The 17,796-nt window shown below is 59.9% G+C and carries 18 protein-coding genes and 1 riboswitch; of the genes, 12 read left to right on the top strand and 6 right to left on the bottom strand.

The features are described from left to right. Positions 1–18 precede the first annotated feature (18 nt). Together HF257_RS02305 and speB are read right to left on the bottom strand one after the other, a co-directional pair. Entirely contained in the window at positions 19–441 is a 423-nt protein-coding gene (locus tag HF257_RS02305; protein WP_185703563.1) for a YybH family protein, read from the bottom strand. Further along, positions 441–1,391, bottom strand: coding sequence for an agmatinase (gene speB / locus HF257_RS02300; RefSeq protein ID WP_010563906.1), 951 nt, complete (start codon positions 1,389–1,391; stop codon positions 441–443). Before speB ends, HF257_RS02305 begins: the two co-directional genes overlap by 1 nt. A 246-nt stretch (positions 1,392–1,637) precedes the next feature. On the opposite strand from speB, the gene HF257_RS02295 reads away from it, so the two are divergent. The 7 genes from HF257_RS02295 (at position 1,638) to HF257_RS02265 (ending at position 9,288) form a co-directional block, all read left to right on the top strand. Further along, entirely contained in the window at positions 1,638–2,531 is an 894-nt protein-coding gene (locus HF257_RS02295) for a LysR family transcriptional regulator (RefSeq protein WP_034108063.1), read from the top strand. A gap of 5 nt (positions 2,532–2,536) precedes the next feature. After that, positions 2,537–3,145 carry a tRNA-uridine aminocarboxypropyltransferase gene (locus HF257_RS02290; RefSeq protein ID WP_185703565.1) on the top strand — a complete coding sequence of 203 codons (609 nt, stop codon included), beginning with the start codon at positions 2,537–2,539 and terminating at the stop codon, positions 3,143–3,145. A 103-nt stretch (positions 3,146–3,248) separates the two neighbouring features. Continuing rightward, entirely contained in the window at positions 3,249–4,151 is a 903-nt protein-coding gene (cysM, locus tag HF257_RS02285; RefSeq protein WP_017735422.1) for a cysteine synthase CysM, read from the top strand. Further along, positions 4,151–5,503 carry a 23S rRNA (uracil(1939)-C(5))-methyltransferase RlmD gene (rlmD, locus tag HF257_RS02280; RefSeq protein WP_185703567.1) on the top strand — a complete coding sequence of 451 codons (1,353 nt, stop codon included), beginning with the start codon at positions 4,151–4,153 and terminating at the stop codon, positions 5,501–5,503. Before cysM ends, rlmD begins: the two co-directional genes overlap by 1 nt. Before the next feature lie 137 nt (positions 5,504–5,640). Continuing rightward, a complete protein-coding gene (relA, locus tag HF257_RS02275; protein WP_185703569.1) occupies positions 5,641–7,884 on the top strand; it encodes a GTP diphosphokinase in 2,244 nt (747 codons plus the stop codon). Beyond that, positions 7,884–8,717 carry a nucleoside triphosphate pyrophosphohydrolase gene (gene mazG, locus HF257_RS02270; RefSeq protein ID WP_185704345.1) on the top strand — a complete coding sequence of 278 codons (834 nt, stop codon included), beginning with the start codon at positions 7,884–7,886 and terminating at the stop codon, positions 8,715–8,717. The genes relA and mazG overlap by 1 nt, the downstream gene beginning before the upstream one ends. 25 nt (positions 8,718–8,742) lie before the next feature. After that, positions 8,743–9,288, top strand: coding sequence for a DUF2058 domain-containing protein (locus HF257_RS02265; protein WP_185703570.1), 546 nt, complete (start codon positions 8,743–8,745; stop codon positions 9,286–9,288). 94 nt (positions 9,289–9,382) lie between these two features. Here HF257_RS02265 and HF257_RS02260 read toward each other — a convergent pair whose 3' ends face one another. The 4 genes from HF257_RS02260 to purM all read right to left on the bottom strand — a co-directional run bounded on the left by HF257_RS02260 (position 9,383) and on the right by purM (position 12,380). Beyond that, complete coding sequence (locus HF257_RS02260; RefSeq protein WP_017734626.1) at positions 9,383–9,571, bottom strand: hypothetical protein; 189 nt, start codon at positions 9,569–9,571, stop codon at positions 9,383–9,385. Positions 9,572–9,949: 378 nt separating this feature from the next. Next, positions 9,950–10,663 carry a DUF3108 domain-containing protein gene (locus HF257_RS02255; protein ID WP_017734627.1) on the bottom strand — a complete coding sequence of 238 codons (714 nt, stop codon included), beginning with the start codon at positions 10,661–10,663 and terminating at the stop codon, positions 9,950–9,952. A gap of 8 nt (positions 10,664–10,671) precedes the next feature. Next, positions 10,672–11,322 (bottom strand): phosphoribosylglycinamide formyltransferase, encoded by a 651-nt coding sequence (gene purN / locus HF257_RS02250; RefSeq protein ID WP_185703572.1) that lies wholly within the window; start codon positions 11,320–11,322, stop codon positions 10,672–10,674. Then, positions 11,322–12,380: a phosphoribosylformylglycinamidine cyclo-ligase gene (gene purM / locus HF257_RS02245; RefSeq protein ID WP_005790182.1), complete on the bottom strand. Its 1,059-nt coding sequence runs from the start codon at positions 12,378–12,380 to the stop codon at positions 11,322–11,324. The genes purN and purM overlap by 1 nt, the downstream gene beginning before the upstream one ends. Before the next feature lie 354 nt (positions 12,381–12,734). Here purM and HF257_RS02240 point away from each other — a divergent pair, with 354 nt between their 5' ends. The 5 genes from HF257_RS02240 (at position 12,735) to HF257_RS02220 (ending at position 17,326) form a co-directional block, all read left to right on the top strand. After that, positions 12,735–13,775 (top strand): DUF2066 domain-containing protein, encoded by a 1,041-nt coding sequence (locus HF257_RS02240; RefSeq protein ID WP_185703574.1) that lies wholly within the window; start codon positions 12,735–12,737, stop codon positions 13,773–13,775. Between the two features lie 45 nt (positions 13,776–13,820). Further along, on the top strand, positions 13,821–14,894 hold the full coding sequence (locus HF257_RS02235; protein ID WP_185703576.1) for an AI-2E family transporter: 1,074 nt from the start codon (positions 13,821–13,823) through the stop codon (positions 14,892–14,894). Between the two features lie 203 nt (positions 14,895–15,097). Beyond that, positions 15,098–15,802 carry a DnaA regulatory inactivator Hda gene (gene hda / locus HF257_RS02230; RefSeq protein ID WP_010208669.1) on the top strand — a complete coding sequence of 235 codons (705 nt, stop codon included), beginning with the start codon at positions 15,098–15,100 and terminating at the stop codon, positions 15,800–15,802. Between the two features lie 213 nt (positions 15,803–16,015). Beyond that, a complete protein-coding gene (locus tag HF257_RS02225; RefSeq protein WP_185703578.1) occupies positions 16,016–16,645 on the top strand; it encodes a C40 family peptidase in 630 nt (209 codons plus the stop codon). 144 nt (positions 16,646–16,789) lie between these two features. Then, positions 16,790–17,326 carry a C40 family peptidase gene (locus HF257_RS02220; RefSeq protein ID WP_185703580.1) on the top strand — a complete coding sequence of 179 codons (537 nt, stop codon included), beginning with the start codon at positions 16,790–16,792 and terminating at the stop codon, positions 17,324–17,326. Positions 17,327–17,479: 153 nt separating this feature from the next. Next, a riboswitch (cobalamin riboswitch) is annotated at positions 17,480–17,727 on the top strand. Positions 17,728–17,796 lie beyond the last annotated feature (69 nt).

Raw genomic sequence — 17,796 nt, 5'->3', positions numbered from 1 at the left:
CAGCTCCGATCACATTGGCTAAGGGGGCGGCAGCCCTTCCGGCATAGCGGACAAATGTTCGTGACAGGCTAGCCACAGGCCTTCTTTTTGTTCTGTGCGAGATCCTTGTCGTTTGAAGACAATGGTCTCGCGTTCCTGGCTAAAAAATTGCTCCCCGTTCATGCGCAGCTCGGTGGCCACGTCATGAATAAAAATCGCCACGTCACCTTGCAGGCTGACAAAGGCGTTGCTCGAGGTGCACGAGAGCACTTCGAACGCCTCGTCCCGACGCCAGCTGTCCCACAACGCCTGGTAGGCATCGCGACTGAGCAGCGGCTGGGGGAGGGTGTAGAACACAAAGCTGGCGTCGCTGCTGAACGCGCCGAAATAAGCGGCGCGATCGTTGCGGGCGAAGGCCGCCACCAGGTCGGCGGCGGCGTGCAGGACTTCTTGCGCGCTCATTAGCGGTGCGCCACGCCAGGCAATACGCAGAGCATCTCGTACAGCAAGTTGGCGCCCAGCAACGAGGTGTTGCCGGTGGTGTCGTAGGGCGGCGAAACTTCTACCAGGTCACAACCAATCAGGTCGAGGCCCTGGCAGCCACGGATGATCTCGATGGCCTGGATGGTGGTCAGCCCGCCGATTTCCGGGGTGCCGGTGCCGGGTGCCCAGGCGGGGTCGATGCCGTCGATATCAAAGCTCAGGTACACCGGGCCGCCGCCGACTTTTTCACGCACTTCGGCCATCAGCGGTGCGAGGGAGTGGTGCCAGCATTCTTCGGCCTGGACCACGCGGAAACCTTGCTTGCGGCTCCAGTTGAAGTCTTCGGCGGTGTAGCCCTGGGCACGCAGGCCAATCTGTACCACGCGGTCGCAGTCCAGCAGACCTTCTTCTACGGCGCGGCGGAAGGTGGTGCCGTGGGCGATTTTCTCGCCGAACATATGGTCGTTGACGTCGGCGTGGGCATCGATGTGCACCAGCCCGACCTTGCCGTGTTTCTTATGGATGGCGCGCAGGATCGGCAGGGTGATGGTGTGGTCGCCGCCCAGGGTCATCGGGATCACATCGTGCTCAAGAATCTCGTCGTAGGCTTCTTCGATGATGCGCACGGCGTCGAGCAGGTTGAAGGTGTTGATCGCTACGTCGCCGATATCGGCTACCGACAGCGAGTCAAACGGTGCGGCGCCGGTGGCCATGTTGTAGGGGCGGATCATCACCGACTCAGCGCGGATTTCACGCGGCCCGAAGCGGGTGCCGGCGCGCAGCGAGGTGCCGATGTCCAAGGGCACGCCGATAAAGGCGGCGTCCAGGCCCTTGGCCGATTGCAGGTGGGGAAGACGCATCATGGTGGCGATGCCGGCAAAGCGCGGCATTTCGTTGCCGCCCAGTGGTTGGTGAAAAATCTTGTCCACGGGAGTGCCTCATCGTTGTTTTGTTTATTAGGGGCCGATTCTGCGAAATACATGGAAACGAAAGAATCGGCAGGGGCAAATACTTAGTTCAGATTTTTCTAAACTATTGCCTGAGGTAAACTCGGTTCAAATGTGGGAGCGGGCTTGCTCGCGAATGCGGTGGATCAGTTGAATCATCTGTGGCTGATGCACCGCATTCGCGAGCAAGCCCGCTCCCACAGGTTTTTGTGTATATCTGGAGAACCGATGGCCAACGCCTTGCCCGACCTGAAACTCCTGCGCATCTTCGTCAGCGTCGTGCGGCACCAGGGATTTGCCAATGCCCAGCACGAGCTCAACCTGTCGACGTCGGCCATCAGCACGTATATGAGCCAGTTGGAGTCGGCGCTGGGCCTGGTGCTGTGCCATCGCGGTCGGGGTGGGTTCAGCCTTACTAGCAAGGGCGAGCTGTTCCATCAGGAGACCTTGCGCCTGCTGGGCGAACTGGAAGGTTTCGAGCAATACGCGGCAGCGTTGAAAGGCGAATTGCGCGGCACGCTAAAGCTCGGCGTGCTCGACTCCACCGTCAGCGACAAAGCCTTGCCGTTCGCCGAAGTGATCGGCGCCTACAGCCTGGAACACCCGGCGGTGCATTTGCATTTGTCGGTGATGAGCCCTTATGAACTGCAGCTCGGTGTACAGGACAACCGCCTGGACCTGGCCATCGGCGCCTTCTCCAATCGCATGAGCGGGTTGATCTACATGCCGCTGTACCGCGAACAGCACTGGTTGTATTGCAGTACCCGCCATCCTTTATTCAACGAACGGCGTATTCCCGAACAAGTGATCACCCAGCAACGCATGGTCGGTCGTGGCTATTGGAGCCAAGCTGAACTGGCGCGGCACGGCTTCAAGCACAGCGCCGCGACGGTGGAGAGTATGGAGGCGCAACTGATCTTGGTGCTCTCCGGCGCCTACATCGGCTACCTGCCCGAGCACTACGCCCAGGCCTGGGCCGACAAGGGCGACCTGCGCGTACTGCTGCCAGCCACCTTCGGCTATCAGGCGCCGTTCTCGATGATCATGCGCCGTGGCCGTAGCCGTGAACCGTTGATCCAGACCTTCCGTGACTTGCTCAAAACCCAGCTCAACCAGGCCTGATAAACATGTCCAGACCCCAATGCTCCCGCTGCCTGCGGCCTGTAACCCATTGCCTGTGCGCGCTGATCCCCAGCCTCGACAGCCGCACACGCGTGTTGCTGCTGCAGCACCCAAGCGAGGTTGGCCATGCGTTGAATACCGCACGGTTGGCGGCGTTGGGTTTGAACAATGCGCAATTGGTGGTGGGCGAGGTGTTTGAGGGCCTGCCGAGTTTGTTGAATGTGCCCGGTTACCAGGCGCGGCTATTGTTCCCCGCCGACGGTGCCCAGCCGTTGCAGGCCTACGCATCGTCCGATGCGCCGCTGCTGCTGGTGATCCCCGATGGCACCTGGCGCAAGGCGCGCAAGATGCTGCACCTCAATCCGTTGCTGGCCGCGTTGCCACGCGTAACCCTGGCTGAGGGCGGCGTATCCCGTTACCGGCTGCGCAAGGCACCGGGGCCTGGGGCGTTGTCGACGGTTGAAGCCATTGTGCAGGCGTTGCAGGTATTGGAAGCGCCGACGTCATTTGAAGCGTTGCTCAAACCTTTTGAGGCCTTGATCGACGGTCAGATTGCAGCGATGGGTGATGAGGTGTTTCAGAGAAACCATGGCGATCGATCCGTTGACACATGATCGGCTTATTCTTTTAGGTCATAAGCACCGCACTTTGCGTGATATGGCGCGCCGGCCTTTCCCGGTATGATGTGCGCCCCGCAGTCTGGATTGCGAATACGCCATGACCTTGCAGTACCCTACAATCGCCGATTGCGTCGGCAACACGCCCCTGGTCCGCTTGCAACGCATGGCGGGTGAAACCAGCAATACCCTGTTGCTCAAGCTCGAAGGGAACAACCCGGCTGGTTCGGTAAAAGACCGCCCGGCGTTGTCGATGATCACCCGCGCCGAGTTGCGCGGGCAGATCAAGCCTGGCGACACCCTGATCGAAGCCACCTCCGGCAACACCGGGATCGCCTTGGCCATGGCCGCCGCGATCAAGGGTTACAAGATGGTGCTGATCATGCCCGACAACGGCAGCGCCGAGCGCAAGGCGGCGATGACCGCCTATGGCGCCGAGTTGGTGCTGGTGACCCAGGAAGAAGGCATGGAAGGTGCCCGCGACCTCGCCGAGCGCATGGCCGCCGAAGGCCGTGGTCAGGTGCTGGACCAGTTCGCTAACGGTGACAACCCTGAGGCGCACTACACCACCACCGGCCCGGAAATCTGGCGCCAGACTGGCGGTACCATCACCCATTTCGTCAGCTCCATGGGCACCACCGGTACCATCATGGGCAATTCGCGCTACCTCAAGGAGCAGAACCCGGCGATCCAGATCGTTGGCCTGCAACCGATGGAAGGCGCGGCGATTCCTGGCATCCGCCGCTGGCCCGAAGAGTATCTGCCCAAGATCTACAACGCGACCCGCGTGGACCGCATCATCGACATGGCCCAGCGTGAAGCCGAAGACACCACTCGCCGGCTGGCCCGTGAAGAAGGCATCTTCTGTGGCGTCTCGTCCGGCGGTGCAGTGGCGGGCATGTTGCGCCTGTCCAAAGAGGTGGAAAACGCGGTGATCGTCGCGATCATCTGTGACCGAGGCGACCGTTACTTGTCGACCGGCATCTTCGACGAACCCAACTGATGGCCAAGCACGAGAGAGGCCTGCGCTTCCAACCGACGGGCGGCAGCCGGGCTCCACAGATTCCTGTGGGCAAGAAGCAGCGCTTGACCATCGAACGCCTGGCCAATGACGGCCGGGGCATCGTGTTCTTTGAAGGGCGCACGTGGTTCGTCAACGGTGCGTTGGCTGGTGAAGAAGTGGAAGCGCGGGTATTGGGCGCCCACGGCAAGATCGTCGAGGCCCGTACCGAGCGTGTGTTCAAGGCCAGTGAATTGCGCCGCCCGGCGCCGTGTGCCCATGTTGGCCGCTGCGGCGGGTGCAGCGTGCAGCACTTGCCCCATGCCGAACAACTTGCCCTGAAACAGCGCATGCTCGCCGAGCAATTGTCGCGGGTGGCGGGTGTCGAACCGCAAGAGTGGGCGGCGCCTTTGAGTGGCCCGGAGTTCGGCTATCGCCGCCGCGCCCGCGTGGCCGTGCGCTGGGATGCAAAGGCGAAGAAACTTGAAGTGGGTTTCCGTGCCGTGGCCAGCCAGGACATCGTCGCGATCGACGATTGCCCGGTGCTGGTACAGGCCTTGCAACCGATCATGCAGCGTCTGCCTAACATGTTGCGTCGTCTGAGCAAGCCGCAGGCCTTGGGGCATGTTGAGTTGTTCAGTGGCACGTCCATTGCGGTGTTGTTGCGACATATGTCGCCTTTGTCCGATGCAGACCTGCAGGTGTTGAAAGAATTTTGCGCCTTCCATGAAGCCCAATTGTGGCTGCATGGCGAGGGCCAGCCGGAGCCGGTCGAGGCCGATTCGGCGTTGGGGTTTCGGTTGGAACAGTGGGACCTGGAGTTGGCGTACCGACCGGGTGACTTCGTGCAGGTAAATGCGGGAGTCAACGAAGCGATGGTGGCCCAGGCCCTGGAGTGGCTGGCGCCGCAGCCCGATGAGCGGGTATTGGATCTGTTTTGTGGCCTGGGCAATTTTGCCCTGCCACTCGCCAAGCAAGTGCGCGACGTGGTGGCAGTGGAAGGTGTGCAGACCATGGTGGACCGGGCGGCCCTCAATGCCGTCAGCAACAATTTGCATAATGCGCAGTTTTTTCAGGCCGATTTGTCCCAGCCTTTGACCGACGCAGAATGGGCCAAACAGGGCTTTTCTGCGGTACTCTTGGACCCACCCCGCGATGGTGCCCTGGAGGTCGTGCGCAAGCTTGCGACCCTCAAGGCCAAGCGCCTGGTGTATGTGTCCTGCAACCCGGCCACGCTGGCGCGGGACACGGTTGAGTTGGTCAAGCAAGGCTACCGGCTAAAACGTGCCGGGATCCTCGACATGTTTCCGCAGACAGCGCATGTCGAGGCCATGGCGTTATTTGAAGCGGGCTAGGATGCCCGTTTAATCCGACTGGCCTGCATTCTCCAAGGCCGTGACCTGCCAGGGAGCGTGTGTAAGCTTTAATAGGTAAAGCAGGTCAGCGATGATTTCTGGCGCATCGAAGGTGCGTCGTAGGGAAGGTAAGCAAGATGGTACAGGTGAGAGCACACCAGCCGATCAACACCGACGGCAGTATCAATCTCGAGGCATGGCTGGATCATGCCGTCAGTGTCGACCCGGCACTGGACCGTGAAGCCTTGAAGGCCGCTTGCGAGTTCGCTCGTGAGTCTGAGCAACAGAACAATGCAGCCAAGAACCTGTGGGCCGAAGGCACTTCAAGCTTTCGCACCGGGCTTGAGATCGCCGAGATCCTCGCCGACCTCAAGCTGGACCAGGATTCGCTGATCGCTGCCGTGCTCTATCGCGGCGTACGCGAAGGGCATATCGCGTTGCCGCTGGTGAGCCAGCGTTTCGGCTCCGTGGTGGCCAAGCTGATCGACGGCGTGCTTCGCATGGCGGCCATCAGCGCCAGCCTCAGCCCGCGCCAGTCCATGGTGCTGGGCACACAGGGCCAGGTGGAAAACCTGCGCAAGATGCTGGTGGCGATGGTCGATGACGTTCGCGTCGCCCTGATCAAGCTGGCCGAACGCACCTGCGCGATTCGTGCCGTGAAGACCGCCGATGACGAGAAGCGCAACCGCGTCGCTCGTGAAGTCTTCGACATCTATGCGCCGCTCGCGCATCGCCTGGGCATCGGCCATATCAAGTGGGAGCTGGAGGACCTGTCCTTCCGTTACCTTGAACCCGACCAATACAAACAGATTGCCACGCTGCTCCACGAGCGGCGGCTTGACCGTGAGCGCTTCATCACCGATGTGATGAACCAGTTGCGCTCCGAGTTGCAGGCCACCGGCGTTGAGGCCGACATCAGCGGCCGCGCCAAACACATCTATTCCATCTGGCGCAAAATGCAGCGCAAGGGTCTGGCCTTCAGCCAGATCTATGACGTGCGTGCCGTGCGTGTGCTGGTGCCGGAAATGCGCGACTGCTACACCGCGCTGGGCATCGTCCACACCCTGTGGCGACATATCCCGAAGGAATTCGACGACTACATCGCCAACCCCAAGGAAAACGGCTATCGCTCGCTGCACACGGCGGTGATTGGCCCCGAAGGCAAGGTGTTGGAAGTGCAGATCCGCACGCACGCCATGCACGAAGAGGCGGAGCTGGGCGTGTGCGCGCACTGGCGCTACAAGGGTACCGACGTCAAGGCCGGTTCCAACCAGTACGAAGAGAAAATCTCCTGGCTGCGACAAGTGCTGGAATGGCACGAAGAGCTCGGCGACATCGGCGGCCTGGCCGAACAGCTGCGGGTGGATATAGAGCCAGACCGGGTTTATATCTTCACCCCTGACGGCCACGCCATCGACTTGCCGAAGGGCGCGACGCCGCTGGACTTTGCCTACCGCGTACACACCGAAATCGGCCATAACTGCCGGGGCGCCAAGATCAACGGGCGCATCGTGCCGCTCAACTACAGCCTGCAGACCGGTGAACAGGTCGAGATCATTACCAGCAAGCACGGCACGCCGAGCCGCGACTGGCTGAACCCGAACCTGGGCTACATCACCACGTCGCGGGCGCGGGCGAAGATCGTCCACTGGTTCAAGTTGCAGGCGCGCGACCAGAACGTTGCTGCCGGCAAAACCCTGCTCGAACGTGAATTGGCACGCTTGGGCTTGCCGCAGGTGGACTTCGACAAGCTGGCCGAAAAGGCCAACATGAAGATCGCCGAAGACATGTTTGCGGCCCTCGGTGCTGGCGACCTGCGTTTGGCGCAATTGGTCAACCTGGCCCAACAACTGGTGGAGCCGGAGCGCGGCAGCGAGCAACTGGAGCTGATCCCACGCAAAGCCACGGGCTACAAGCCGGGCAAGCGTGGCGATATCCAGATCCAGGGCGTGGGCAACCTGATGACGCAAATGGCCGGCTGCTGCCAGCCGTTGCCGGGCGATGCCATCGTCGGCTACATCACCCAGGGCCGTGGCGTGAGCATTCACCGCCAGGACTGCGCCTCGGTGCTGCAACTGGGCGGACGTGAGCCAGAGCGGATCATCCAGGTCAGCTGGGGGCCGGTGCCGGTACTCACTTATCCGGTGGATATCGTGATTCGGGCCTACGACCGTTCAGGCTTGCTGCGTGATGTGTCGCAAGTGCTGCTCAACGAGCGCATCAACGTGTTGGCGGTCAACACCCGCTCGAACAAAGAGGACAACACTGCGTTGATGTCCCTGACCATCGAGATTCCGGGGCTGGACGCATTGGGGCGGTTGCTGGGGCGGATTTCCCAGTTGCCGAACATCATTGAGACACGGCGTAACCGCACACCATGATGTATTCGCTTGAAGACCTGCTGCACCTGATGAACCGCCTGCGGGACCCGCAATACGGGTGCCCGTGGGACATCAAGCAAACCTACGCCACTATCGTGCCGCACACCCTGGAAGAAGCCTACGAGGTCGCCGACGCCATTGAACGCGGCGACTTCGATCACCTGCAAGGTGAGCTGGGCGACCTGTTGTTCCAGGTGGTGTATTACAGCCAGTTGGCGCGGGAAGAAGGGCGCTTTGAATTTGCCGGGGTGATCGACAGCATCACCCGCAAGCTGATCCGCCGCCATCCCCACGTATTTCCTACCGGCGACCTGTATGCGCCGCTGGATGTCCCGCAGTTGAGCGAAGAGCAGGTCAAGCAGCGCTGGGAGCAGATCAAGGCCGAGGAGCGCGCGGAAAAATCCGACGCGCCGGAGCAATTGTCCCTGCTGGATGACGTGCCCACGGCCTTGCCGTCGCTGTCCCGTGCCGCCAAATTGCAAAAGCGCGCCAGCCAGGTCGGCTTTGACTGGCCATCCGCCTTGCCGGTAGTGGACAACGTGCGCGAAGAGCTGGATGAAGTGCTCGAAGCCATGGCTGATAACGATTCGGTGGCCATCGCTGATGAGGTCGGCGACCTGCTGTTTGCGGCGGTCAACCTGGCCCGTCACCTCAAGGTCGACCCGGAAACCGCGCTGCGTGGCGCCAATGCCAAGTTCGAGCGACGCTTCCGATTTATCGAGCAGGCATTGCGCGACACGCACAAACCCATAGAAGATTGCACCCTCGAAGAGTTGGACGCCCTGTGGGGCGAAGCCAAACGTCAGGAAAAGAACGTGTCCAGCTGCGGTTGAGCGGCTGCCTAAGTGAGTAAGCACCATGAGCATTTCCCTTCGCGATCAGTTGCTCAAAGCAGGTCTGGTCAACCAAAAGCAGGCCAAGCAGGTCGGCAAAGAGAAACAGAAACAGCAGCGCCTGGTACACAAGGGGCAGATCGAGGCGGATGACACTCAGGCGCGCCAGGCTGCCGAGGCCAAAGCCGAGAAGGTCAAGCGCGACCAGGAGCTGAACCGTCAGCAGCAGGAAAAAGCCGAAGCCAAGGCCCGCACCGCTCAGGTTAAGCAACTGATCGAGACCTCGCGTCTGCCCAAGCTGACCACCGAGGACTACTACAACTTCGTGGACGACAAGAAGGTCAAGCGCCTGTCGGTCAACACCCTGATGCGTAACAAGCTGAGTAACGGCTCCCTGGCCATCGTGCACCACGGCGGCGGCTACGAGGTGATCCCGCGTGAAGCGGCGCTGAAAATTCAGGAGCGTGCCCCGGAGCGTATCGTGCAGCTCAATATCCTGACTGAAAGCCAAGTGCCGGATGAGGATGATCCGTACGCGGCGTACCAGATCCCGGATGACCTGATGTGGTAAGGCTGTAGAAACAACAAACCCCGCTCAAAAGGCGGGGTTTTTATTTCTAGGTACTCCGGCTGCGTGGGCTGGAGTACCTATTGGATTTCAATGCTCAGGAGCTTTCTGCCTGGCGTTTCATCTCAAGCGACTCAAGCTCGTTTTTATAATTATGAGCGTCGCTCTCGTTGTGAAACATGCCGACCAGCAGGTCTTGTTGGTGTACATCCCAGATGTGAATCCCATGGCCCAGCGCTTCGTGGGACATGTGTGCATCGTCGCGTTCAGTTACTTTTACAGTCATCTGCTTGCTCCAATCTCTGGTGGGTCTGCGGCAAGTCGTCGCAGGCCTCTTTTATATGATTTGTTAGCTTGCTAAGTAAACCGACTTTTCGCGCAACAAATACTTGCGGGAAATGCAACAGTGCTGCAGCCCTTTAAAACCGTGACATTGCGTCGCAGGTGCTTGAGTTTTATGACAGAAGTTTCATGTTGGAGTCAGGCTTTAATGCTGTGGTGACCCTGCCATAGCCTTCGCGAGCAAGCCCGCTCCCACAGTAGAAATGCGTTCTAAATGTGGGAGCGGGCTTGCTCGCGAAGGCGGTAGAAGCCTCAAAACAGAACCTCAAGGCGAAAAAAAGCCCCGCATTCAGCGAGGCTCATTTCTTCACACATCAGTGCATCAGCTACCTTTGACAGCCTTACCGTCAACGGTACCGTCCTGCAGCATGATGTTGTATTCCTTGCCGTCAGTCTCGACCTGACGCAGGGCAACCAGGATGCCGCCCTGGTCCTTGGCAAACCACATCTGGGTAATGCGCTTGCTTTGCGTCGGGTCACGCACGCGCTCAACCTTGATCGCGTCAATGGAGCCGACCTTGGTCTGGACCTTTTCCGGGCCGATCACACGGAAGTCGTAGGTGTCGACGTCGGTGCCTTCGACCACGTTGTAGCTCATGCTTTTCTTGCCGGCGGCGACGTCGCGCTGCAGGGCCAACTGGTAGGTCGACTTGTCGAGCATGCCGCTTTGCAGGGCTACGTTGACCGGGTCCTTGTTTTCAAAGCCGGTGACTTTCTTGGCGGTTTGATCGAAGTCCAGATTGATCTTCTTGGCCTTGCCCAGGCCGCCGCGTTCGAAGGTGTAGCTCTTGGGTTGCAGGGTGTCCTTGTCAAACAGGATCACGCTGGTTTCGGTGAGGCTGGCAATCATCATCGAAGCCTTGAAGTTCAAGGTCCAAGTGCCGTCGCCATTCTTGGCCAGGCTGCGTTCAGCTGAACCACTCATGGGCAACTGTTTCCAGTCGGCGGTGTAGCTTACGGAGAAAGGGTGAAGGTCCGCTGCTTGCACGGCAGGCAAGGCAAACAGAGCAAAAGCGAAGAGCAAGGCGCGACGCATAAAATCTCCTAGGTTCGAATCAAGTGGCCGCTGGCCGCAAGTAACTGACCGTCCAATAATGCACCCTGGTCACCAAGAATCAACCGTCCCTCGGCAAACCAGCGAACAGCCAGTGGGTAAATCCTGTGTTCCTGGGTGTGAACCCGTTGCGCAAGTGTCTGCGCCGAGTCGTCAGACTCTACCGGAACCACTGCCTGTACGACCAGAGGCCCGCCATCGAGTTCCTCGGTCACAAAATGCACGCTGCAGCCATGCTCTCTGTCGCCAGCATCGAGCGCGCGCTGGTGCGTGTGCATGCCTTTGTACTTGGGGAGCAGGGAAGGGTGGATATTCAACAGGCGCCCTTCATAGTGCCGCACGAAGTCAGCGCTGAGGATGCGCATGAAACCGGCCAGTACCACGAGTTTGGGCTTGAAGGCGTCGATCAGTTCGACCAAGGCGGCATCGAAGGCTTCGCGGCCTTCGAAGGCCTTGTGATCCAGCGAGCGGGTGTCGATACCCGCGTCCCTGGCGCGTTGCAGGCCGTAGGCGTCGCTGCGGTTGGAGATCACCGCAGCGATGCGCACCGGGCTATCGCCGGTGCGCGTGCTGTCGATCAGGGCCTGCAAGTTACTGCCGGTGCCGGAGAGCAGCACCACGACATCACAGGTCTGGGACATCAATGAGCCTTGAGGTTCTTCAGTTCAACCTGGGCGGCGCCTTCCGGTGCGGTGGCGATCTGGCCGATCACCCAAGGCTGTTCGCCGGCTTCGCGCAACACGTTCAGTGCTGTTTCAACGTGCTCTTGAGCGACGCAGATAACCATGCCTACGCCGCAGTTCAGTACGCGGTGCATCTCGGTTTCGTTGACGTTGCCTTTCTCTTGCAACCAGTCGAATACCGCAGGACGCTGCCAGCTGGCCACGTCGACGATGGCCTGGGCGCCTTTTGGCAGTACGCGCGGGATGTTGTCCAGCAGGCCGCCACCGGTGATGTGGGCCATGGCTTTGACGGCGCCAGTGTCCTTGATCAGCTTGAGCAGAGGCTTGACGTAGATGCGGGTCGGGGCCATCAGCAGGTCGGTCAGCGGCTTGCCGTCGAGTTGGATGTTCTCGATGTCGGCGCCGGACACTTCGATGATCTTGCGGATCAGCGAGTAGCCGTTGGAGTGCGGGCCGGAAGATGGCAGGGCCAGCAGGGCGTCGCCGGCGGCAACCTTGGAGCCGTCGATGATCTCGGCTTTTTCTACAACGCCGACGCAGAAACCGGCCAGGTCGTAGTCTTCGCCTTCGTACATGCCTGGCATTTCAGCGGTTTCGCCGCCTACCAGGGAGCAACCCGACAGCTCGCAACCCGCGCCAATCCCGGTCACAACCTGTGTGGCGGTCTCGACGTTGAGCTTGCCGGTGGCGTAGTAGTCCAGGAAGAACAACGGCTCGGCGCCGCACACCACCAGGTCGTTGACGCACATGGCGACCAGGTCGATGCCGATGCTGTCGTGCTTGTTCAGGTTCAGTGCCAGGCGCAGCTTGGTGCCCACGCCGTCGGTGCCGGAGACCAGTACAGGCTGCTTGTAGCCGGCCGGGATCTCGCAGAGGGCGCCAAAACCGCCCAGGCCGCCCATGACTTCGGGGCGCGCAGTGCGCTTGGCGACGCTCTTGATGCGTTCGACCAATGCTTCACCGGCGTCGATGTCTACACCGGCGTCCTTGTAGCTCAGGGAGGGTTGCTTGCTCATGATCCAGGCCTTTAGGGGGGATTCAGGGGTAACGACCGAGTTGGCGGGGGCTTTTATAAAGGCCACGCCGTTGACGGTCTGCGAAGGCGCGCGATTTTATCAGGCTTGAGGGGCAGCGGCCATCCTCGGGCCGACGGGCAGGGCCATATAGATCAAAAAAGCCGGTTAAAAAAAAGCTATTCGGCTCGGCTTTGGTGCGTATTAAGGTATAGCCTTGAATGCGCTAGCGTTATGACAGTACGAAAACTTACCAAGACCCTGTGAATGTTTTACCGGTCGCTGTGGTCACAGCCTTGCAACACCGGATTCACGCGGTCTGTTCCAGCCGCTAAATTTGTCGTTCGGGAATCTTCCATGCGTCTGTGTAAATTCTTCTTTGTGGGCTGCTTGTCGTTGGTCAGCCTGGCGAGTCATGCCGAAACCCTCAATGGCCTGTATCAAGTTCTGGAACCTGTCAGCAGCCAGTCGCCCCAAGAGCGCGACCAGGCCACCCAGCGTGCCGTGCAAACCCTGGTGATCCGCCTGACCGGTGACGCCAAGGCCGCCGATGGCCCAGGCCTGGCGGCGGTGCGCAAGGACCCGCAACAAATCATCAGCCAGTACGGCTACGACGCAGGGCCGCCCGAAAGCCTGCAGGTGGATTTTGACCCGGTCAGCACTGATCGCGCCTTGCGTGAAGCCGGCCTGTCGATCTGGGGCAGCAATCGTCCGTCGATTCTCGGCTGGTGGCTGAACGATTCCACTGACGGCAGCAGCCTGGTGGGCGATGGCCAGGCTGTCGCGCAAGCACTGCGCCGCGCGGCACAACACCGCGGCTTGCCGCTGCGCCTGCCGTTGGGTGACCTGGAGGAGCAGGTCGTCGCCACCGCACCCAATCTTGAAAGTGCCGATGCCACGCCATTGCGTGCGGCATCCGAACGTTACGGCGCCGATGCGTTGCTGGCCGTGCATGCTCGGCAGGAAGGCAATCAATGGCAAGCCAAGTGGCGCTTGTGGTTGGGCGACAAGAGCGAGCAGGGCACTGCCCAAGGCGCTGACACTGGCGCGGTGGCCGATGCGGTGATGCTGGCGGTCAGCCAGAAACTGGCGCCGCGCTTTGCGGTCAAGCCGGGTGTCAGCACTGAACAGTTGCTGGAAGTGCAGGGCATGACCCTTGAGCGTTACGCCGCGCTGGGCCATCTGCTCGAGCCTTTTGGCGGCCAGCCCCAACGGGTGGACGGCAACCGCATTGTGTATCGCGTCAATGGCAGCGCCGATCAGCTACGTACTCAATTGAGCCTGGCCAAGTTGCAGGAGGTGCCCGCAGGTGAATCGCCGGCTCCACAACCGGTGGTAGAGGGTGCTCAGGCACCGGCCGCACCTGAACCCCAGGCGCAACTGCGTTTTCATTGGTAAATGTTCTTCTATATAGATAGAAGCAAATAAAGGATGGAGTGGTTTATGGCGGATACGCGTCGTTGGGTGTGGCTTGGCGGGATTGTCCTGCTGTGCGGTTTTGTGTTTTTGCTGCATTCGATCCTGACGCCGTTCCTGGTTGCGTTACTGCTGGCCTATCTGTTCGATCCGGTGGTGGATCGCCTGGAAAAAGCTGGCCTGTCGCGTACCTTGGGCGTGGTGGCGGTGTTCGCCTTGTTTACCTTGATCATCACGGCATTGGTATTGGTGTTGGTACCGATGCTGGCCAAGCAACTGTTTCGCCTCTATGAGTTGGCGCCGCAGATGCTTGATTGGTTGCAGCACACGGCAATGCCATGGGCGCAGGCCAAGCTGGGGTTGTCGGATGGGTTCTGGAAGTTCGACAAGGTCAAGGCGGCCATCAGCGAGCATATGGGCCAGACCACCGACATCGTCGGTGTGGTGCTGAGCCAGGCCACTGCATCCAGCCTGGCGCTGATCGGCTGGTTGACCAACCTCGTGTTGATCCCGGTGGTGGCGTTCTACCTGCTGCGCGACTGGGACATCATGATGGCCAAGATCCGCAGCCTGCTGCCGCGTAACCGTGAGGAGCAAATCGTCTCCCTGGCCGGAGAGTGCCATGAGGTGCTGGGCGCGTTCGTGCGTGGCCAATTGTTGGTGATGTTGGCGCTGGGGATCATCTACGCAGCGGGCCTGATGGCTATCGGCCTGGAGCTGGGCCTGTTGATCGGCCTGATCGCTGGCCTGGCCGCTATCGTGCCGTACATGGGCTTTGTTATCGGTATCGGCGCGGCCTTGGTGGCCGGGTTGTTCCAGTTCGGTGGCGACTTGTACCCGATGCTCGGGATTGTCGCGGTGTTCATGGTCGGCCAGGCGTTGGAAGGCATGGTGCTGACGCCGTTGTTGGTGGGGGACCGGATTGGTCTGCACCCGGTGGCGGTGATCTTCGCGATCCTGGCGGGCGGTGAGCTGTTTGGGTTTACGGGCATCTTGCTGGCACTGCCGGTGGCGGCGGTGATCATGGTGCTGGTGCGTCATGTGCACGATCTGTACAAGGATTCGGATGTGTACACCGGGGTGGAAGACCCCGACCTGTAACCGTTGCGTAACAAACCCGGCCTTGGCCGGGTTTGTTGTTTCTGGGACATTGCGTCAAACAATCTGCAAAAAAACCTGCAAGTTAACGCAAACCTTTGATTTTGCTTGTGGTCTGCTGCATTGTGCGCCCGGCGTCACGGGTATAAACTTTGCAAACTTTACACAGAGGCCACTAACGGTTCGTTTGGAGCCGTTCAGTCAGCATGAAACCGATTCAGCTGCCCTTAGGTGTGCGTCTGCGTGATGACGCCACCTTTATCAACTACTACCCAGGCGCCAATGCCGCTGCACTCGGCTATGTCGAGCGGCTATGCGAAGCCGACGCCGGGTGGACCGAAAGCCTGATCTACCTGTGGGGCAAGCACGGCGTAGGGCGTACCCACCTGTTGCAGGCCGCGTGCCTGCGTTTCGAGCAGATGGGCGAGCCGGCGGTCTACTTGCCTCTGGCAGAGTTAATGGACCGTGGCATTGGAATTTTCGACCATCTTGAGCAATACGAGCTGGTCTGCCTGGATGACCTGCAGGCCATCGCCGGCAAGGCGGAATGGGAAGAAGCGCTGTTTCACCTGTTCAATCGCCTGCGTGACAGCGGTCGGCGCTTGCTGATTGCGGCATCGACCTCCCCACGGGAGTTACCGATCAAGCTGGCCGACCTCAAGTCGAGGATGACCCTGGCGCTGATCTTCCAAATGCGCCCGTTGTCCGACGAAGACAAATTGCGTGCCCTGCAGTTGCGTGCTTCTCGTCGCGGCCTGCACCTCACCGACGAAGTTGGGCATTTTATCCTCACCCGTGGCACCCGCAGCATGAGCGCGTTGTTCGATTTGCTCGAACAGCTCGACCAGGCGTCTTTGCAGGCCCAGCGCAAGCTGACCATTCCCTTCCTGAAAGAAACCCTCGGCTGGTAGGCAGCCCTTTGTTTTTGGGGCTTTCGGCAAATTCCAGGCGTCAGAAAACCTGCGTTTTAGCCGGTTTGGCCACGCAAAAGGCAGGTAAAAGGTGTTAAGGGCTTAGATGTCATAGTCCAAACAAGAAGTCACATAGATCGCGATTGAATTTGCAAATCGATCCGATAGTGGGCATAGTCTCGACTTCTTTACATATCAGCCACGGTCGTGCCCATGCTAAATCGCTTCGCACCCCTCGTGCCTCTCGCACTCGTTACCCTGTTGTTTGGTTGCGCCTCCCACCCTCAACAAGTGGCAGAGCAGCAAAAATCCCAGCAACAGTCCCAGGCAAAATTCGTCGCTTCCCAATCTTCGACTGTTTATGAAGAAGAAGTGGCAACCGAGACAGAATTGGCCAACTTTGCCGGCAGCAAGCCTTATCAGCTTCCAGTTCTGGCCGACAGCATCCTCGAACGCGGCATGTCCCTGATCGGTACCCGTTACCGTTTCGGCGGTACCTCCGAAGCCGGTTTCGACTGCAGCGGTTTCATCGGCTACCTGTTTCGTGAAGAAGCTGGCATGAACCTGCCACGCTCCACTCGCGAAATGATCAACGTGAATGCACCGTTGGTCGCACGCAACAACCTCAAGCCCGGTGATCTGCTTTTCTTTAGTACTGCTGGTCGTGGCCGTGTGAGCCATGCCGGTATCTACTTGGGCGATAACCAGTTTATCCACTCCAGCAGCCGTCGCAGTGGCGGTGTTCGAGTCGACAACCTGGGTGACAGCTACTGGAGCAAAACCTTCATCGAAGCCAAGCGCGCACTCGCCATGGCCCCGACTACGGTTACCGCTAGCAAGTAAACTTAAAGTGATACTTGAAGTTTGACGTGTAAGCGCTAGAATCCCTGGATATTGTTGGAATCCGTTCGCGCGAGCTTTGCTTGCGCGTTCTGGTTTTCAGCGTTCGGCAGCGAAAGCCGCATCCAGACCAGGATTGTTCTGCACATGTCGACCTCGGCCCGCCTGATCCTTATTCTCTGCGCCGCGCTCATCAGCGCCTGCGCAAGCCGTCCCCCACCCGCGCCCGTGGCAGTCAAGCCCAAGCCGGTGTTCAACTATTCCACCCAGAATTACTCGCCTGCTGCCGAAGACGTGCTCTTCCGCGCGCTGGGCCTGGTCGGCACCCCTTATCGATGGGGCGGTAATACGCCAGACTCAGGCTTTGATTGCAGTGGCCTGATCGGTTTTGTTTTCCGCGATGCCGCCGGGATCTCCCTGCCGCGCACCACCCGCGAATTGATCGTGATGCGCGCCCAGGATGTCAGCGAGCAGAACCTGCAGACTGGCGACTTGCTGTTCTTCGCCACCGGTGGTGGCTCCCAGGTCAGTCATGCTGGGATCTACGTGGGTGAGGGTCGCTTCGTACATGCACCGCAAACCGGCGGAACGGTGAAGCTGGATACCTTATCCAAGGCGTATTGGCAGAATGCGTACCTGAGTGCCAAACGCGTTTTGCCAGGCAACTTGGCGCGTAATCCCTGAACTAGACAAATCCAAATGTGGGAGCGGGCTTGCTCGCGAATGCACAGTGTCAGTCACCGAATATATTGACTGACCCACCGCATTCGCGAGCAAGCCCGCTCCCGCATTGGTTTTGTGGTGGCTTTAATTGACGCTCCACCCCCAACCCACTACCCTTCGCGACTTGTTCCAGGTGCTCTGTGACCCATGGGTCGACAGAGTGAAACAGGGAAGCCGGTGAGTGAGCGCACTTGTACACAGTGCTGCCGCGATTCCGGCGCTGCCCCCGCAACGGTAAATGAGTCAAGGCGCTGCCTTTTGCCACTGTATCGCCTGCGATATGGGAAGGCGCAACGTCGGCTTGCTCTCCAGATAGAGCGCCACTCATGAGCCCGGAGACCGGCCCGGAGCATCCAACAGCATCACGGTGGGCGATGCTTGGCTGTCTGTATTGTCTTTTTCCTGCCCGCCGTTTTTGTCCAGCCCCAACG

Source organism: Pseudomonas cremoris (assembly GCF_014230465.1).
Note: the sequence above shows the minus strand (reverse complement) of the source record. Positions and strands in the feature narration are given on the sequence as shown.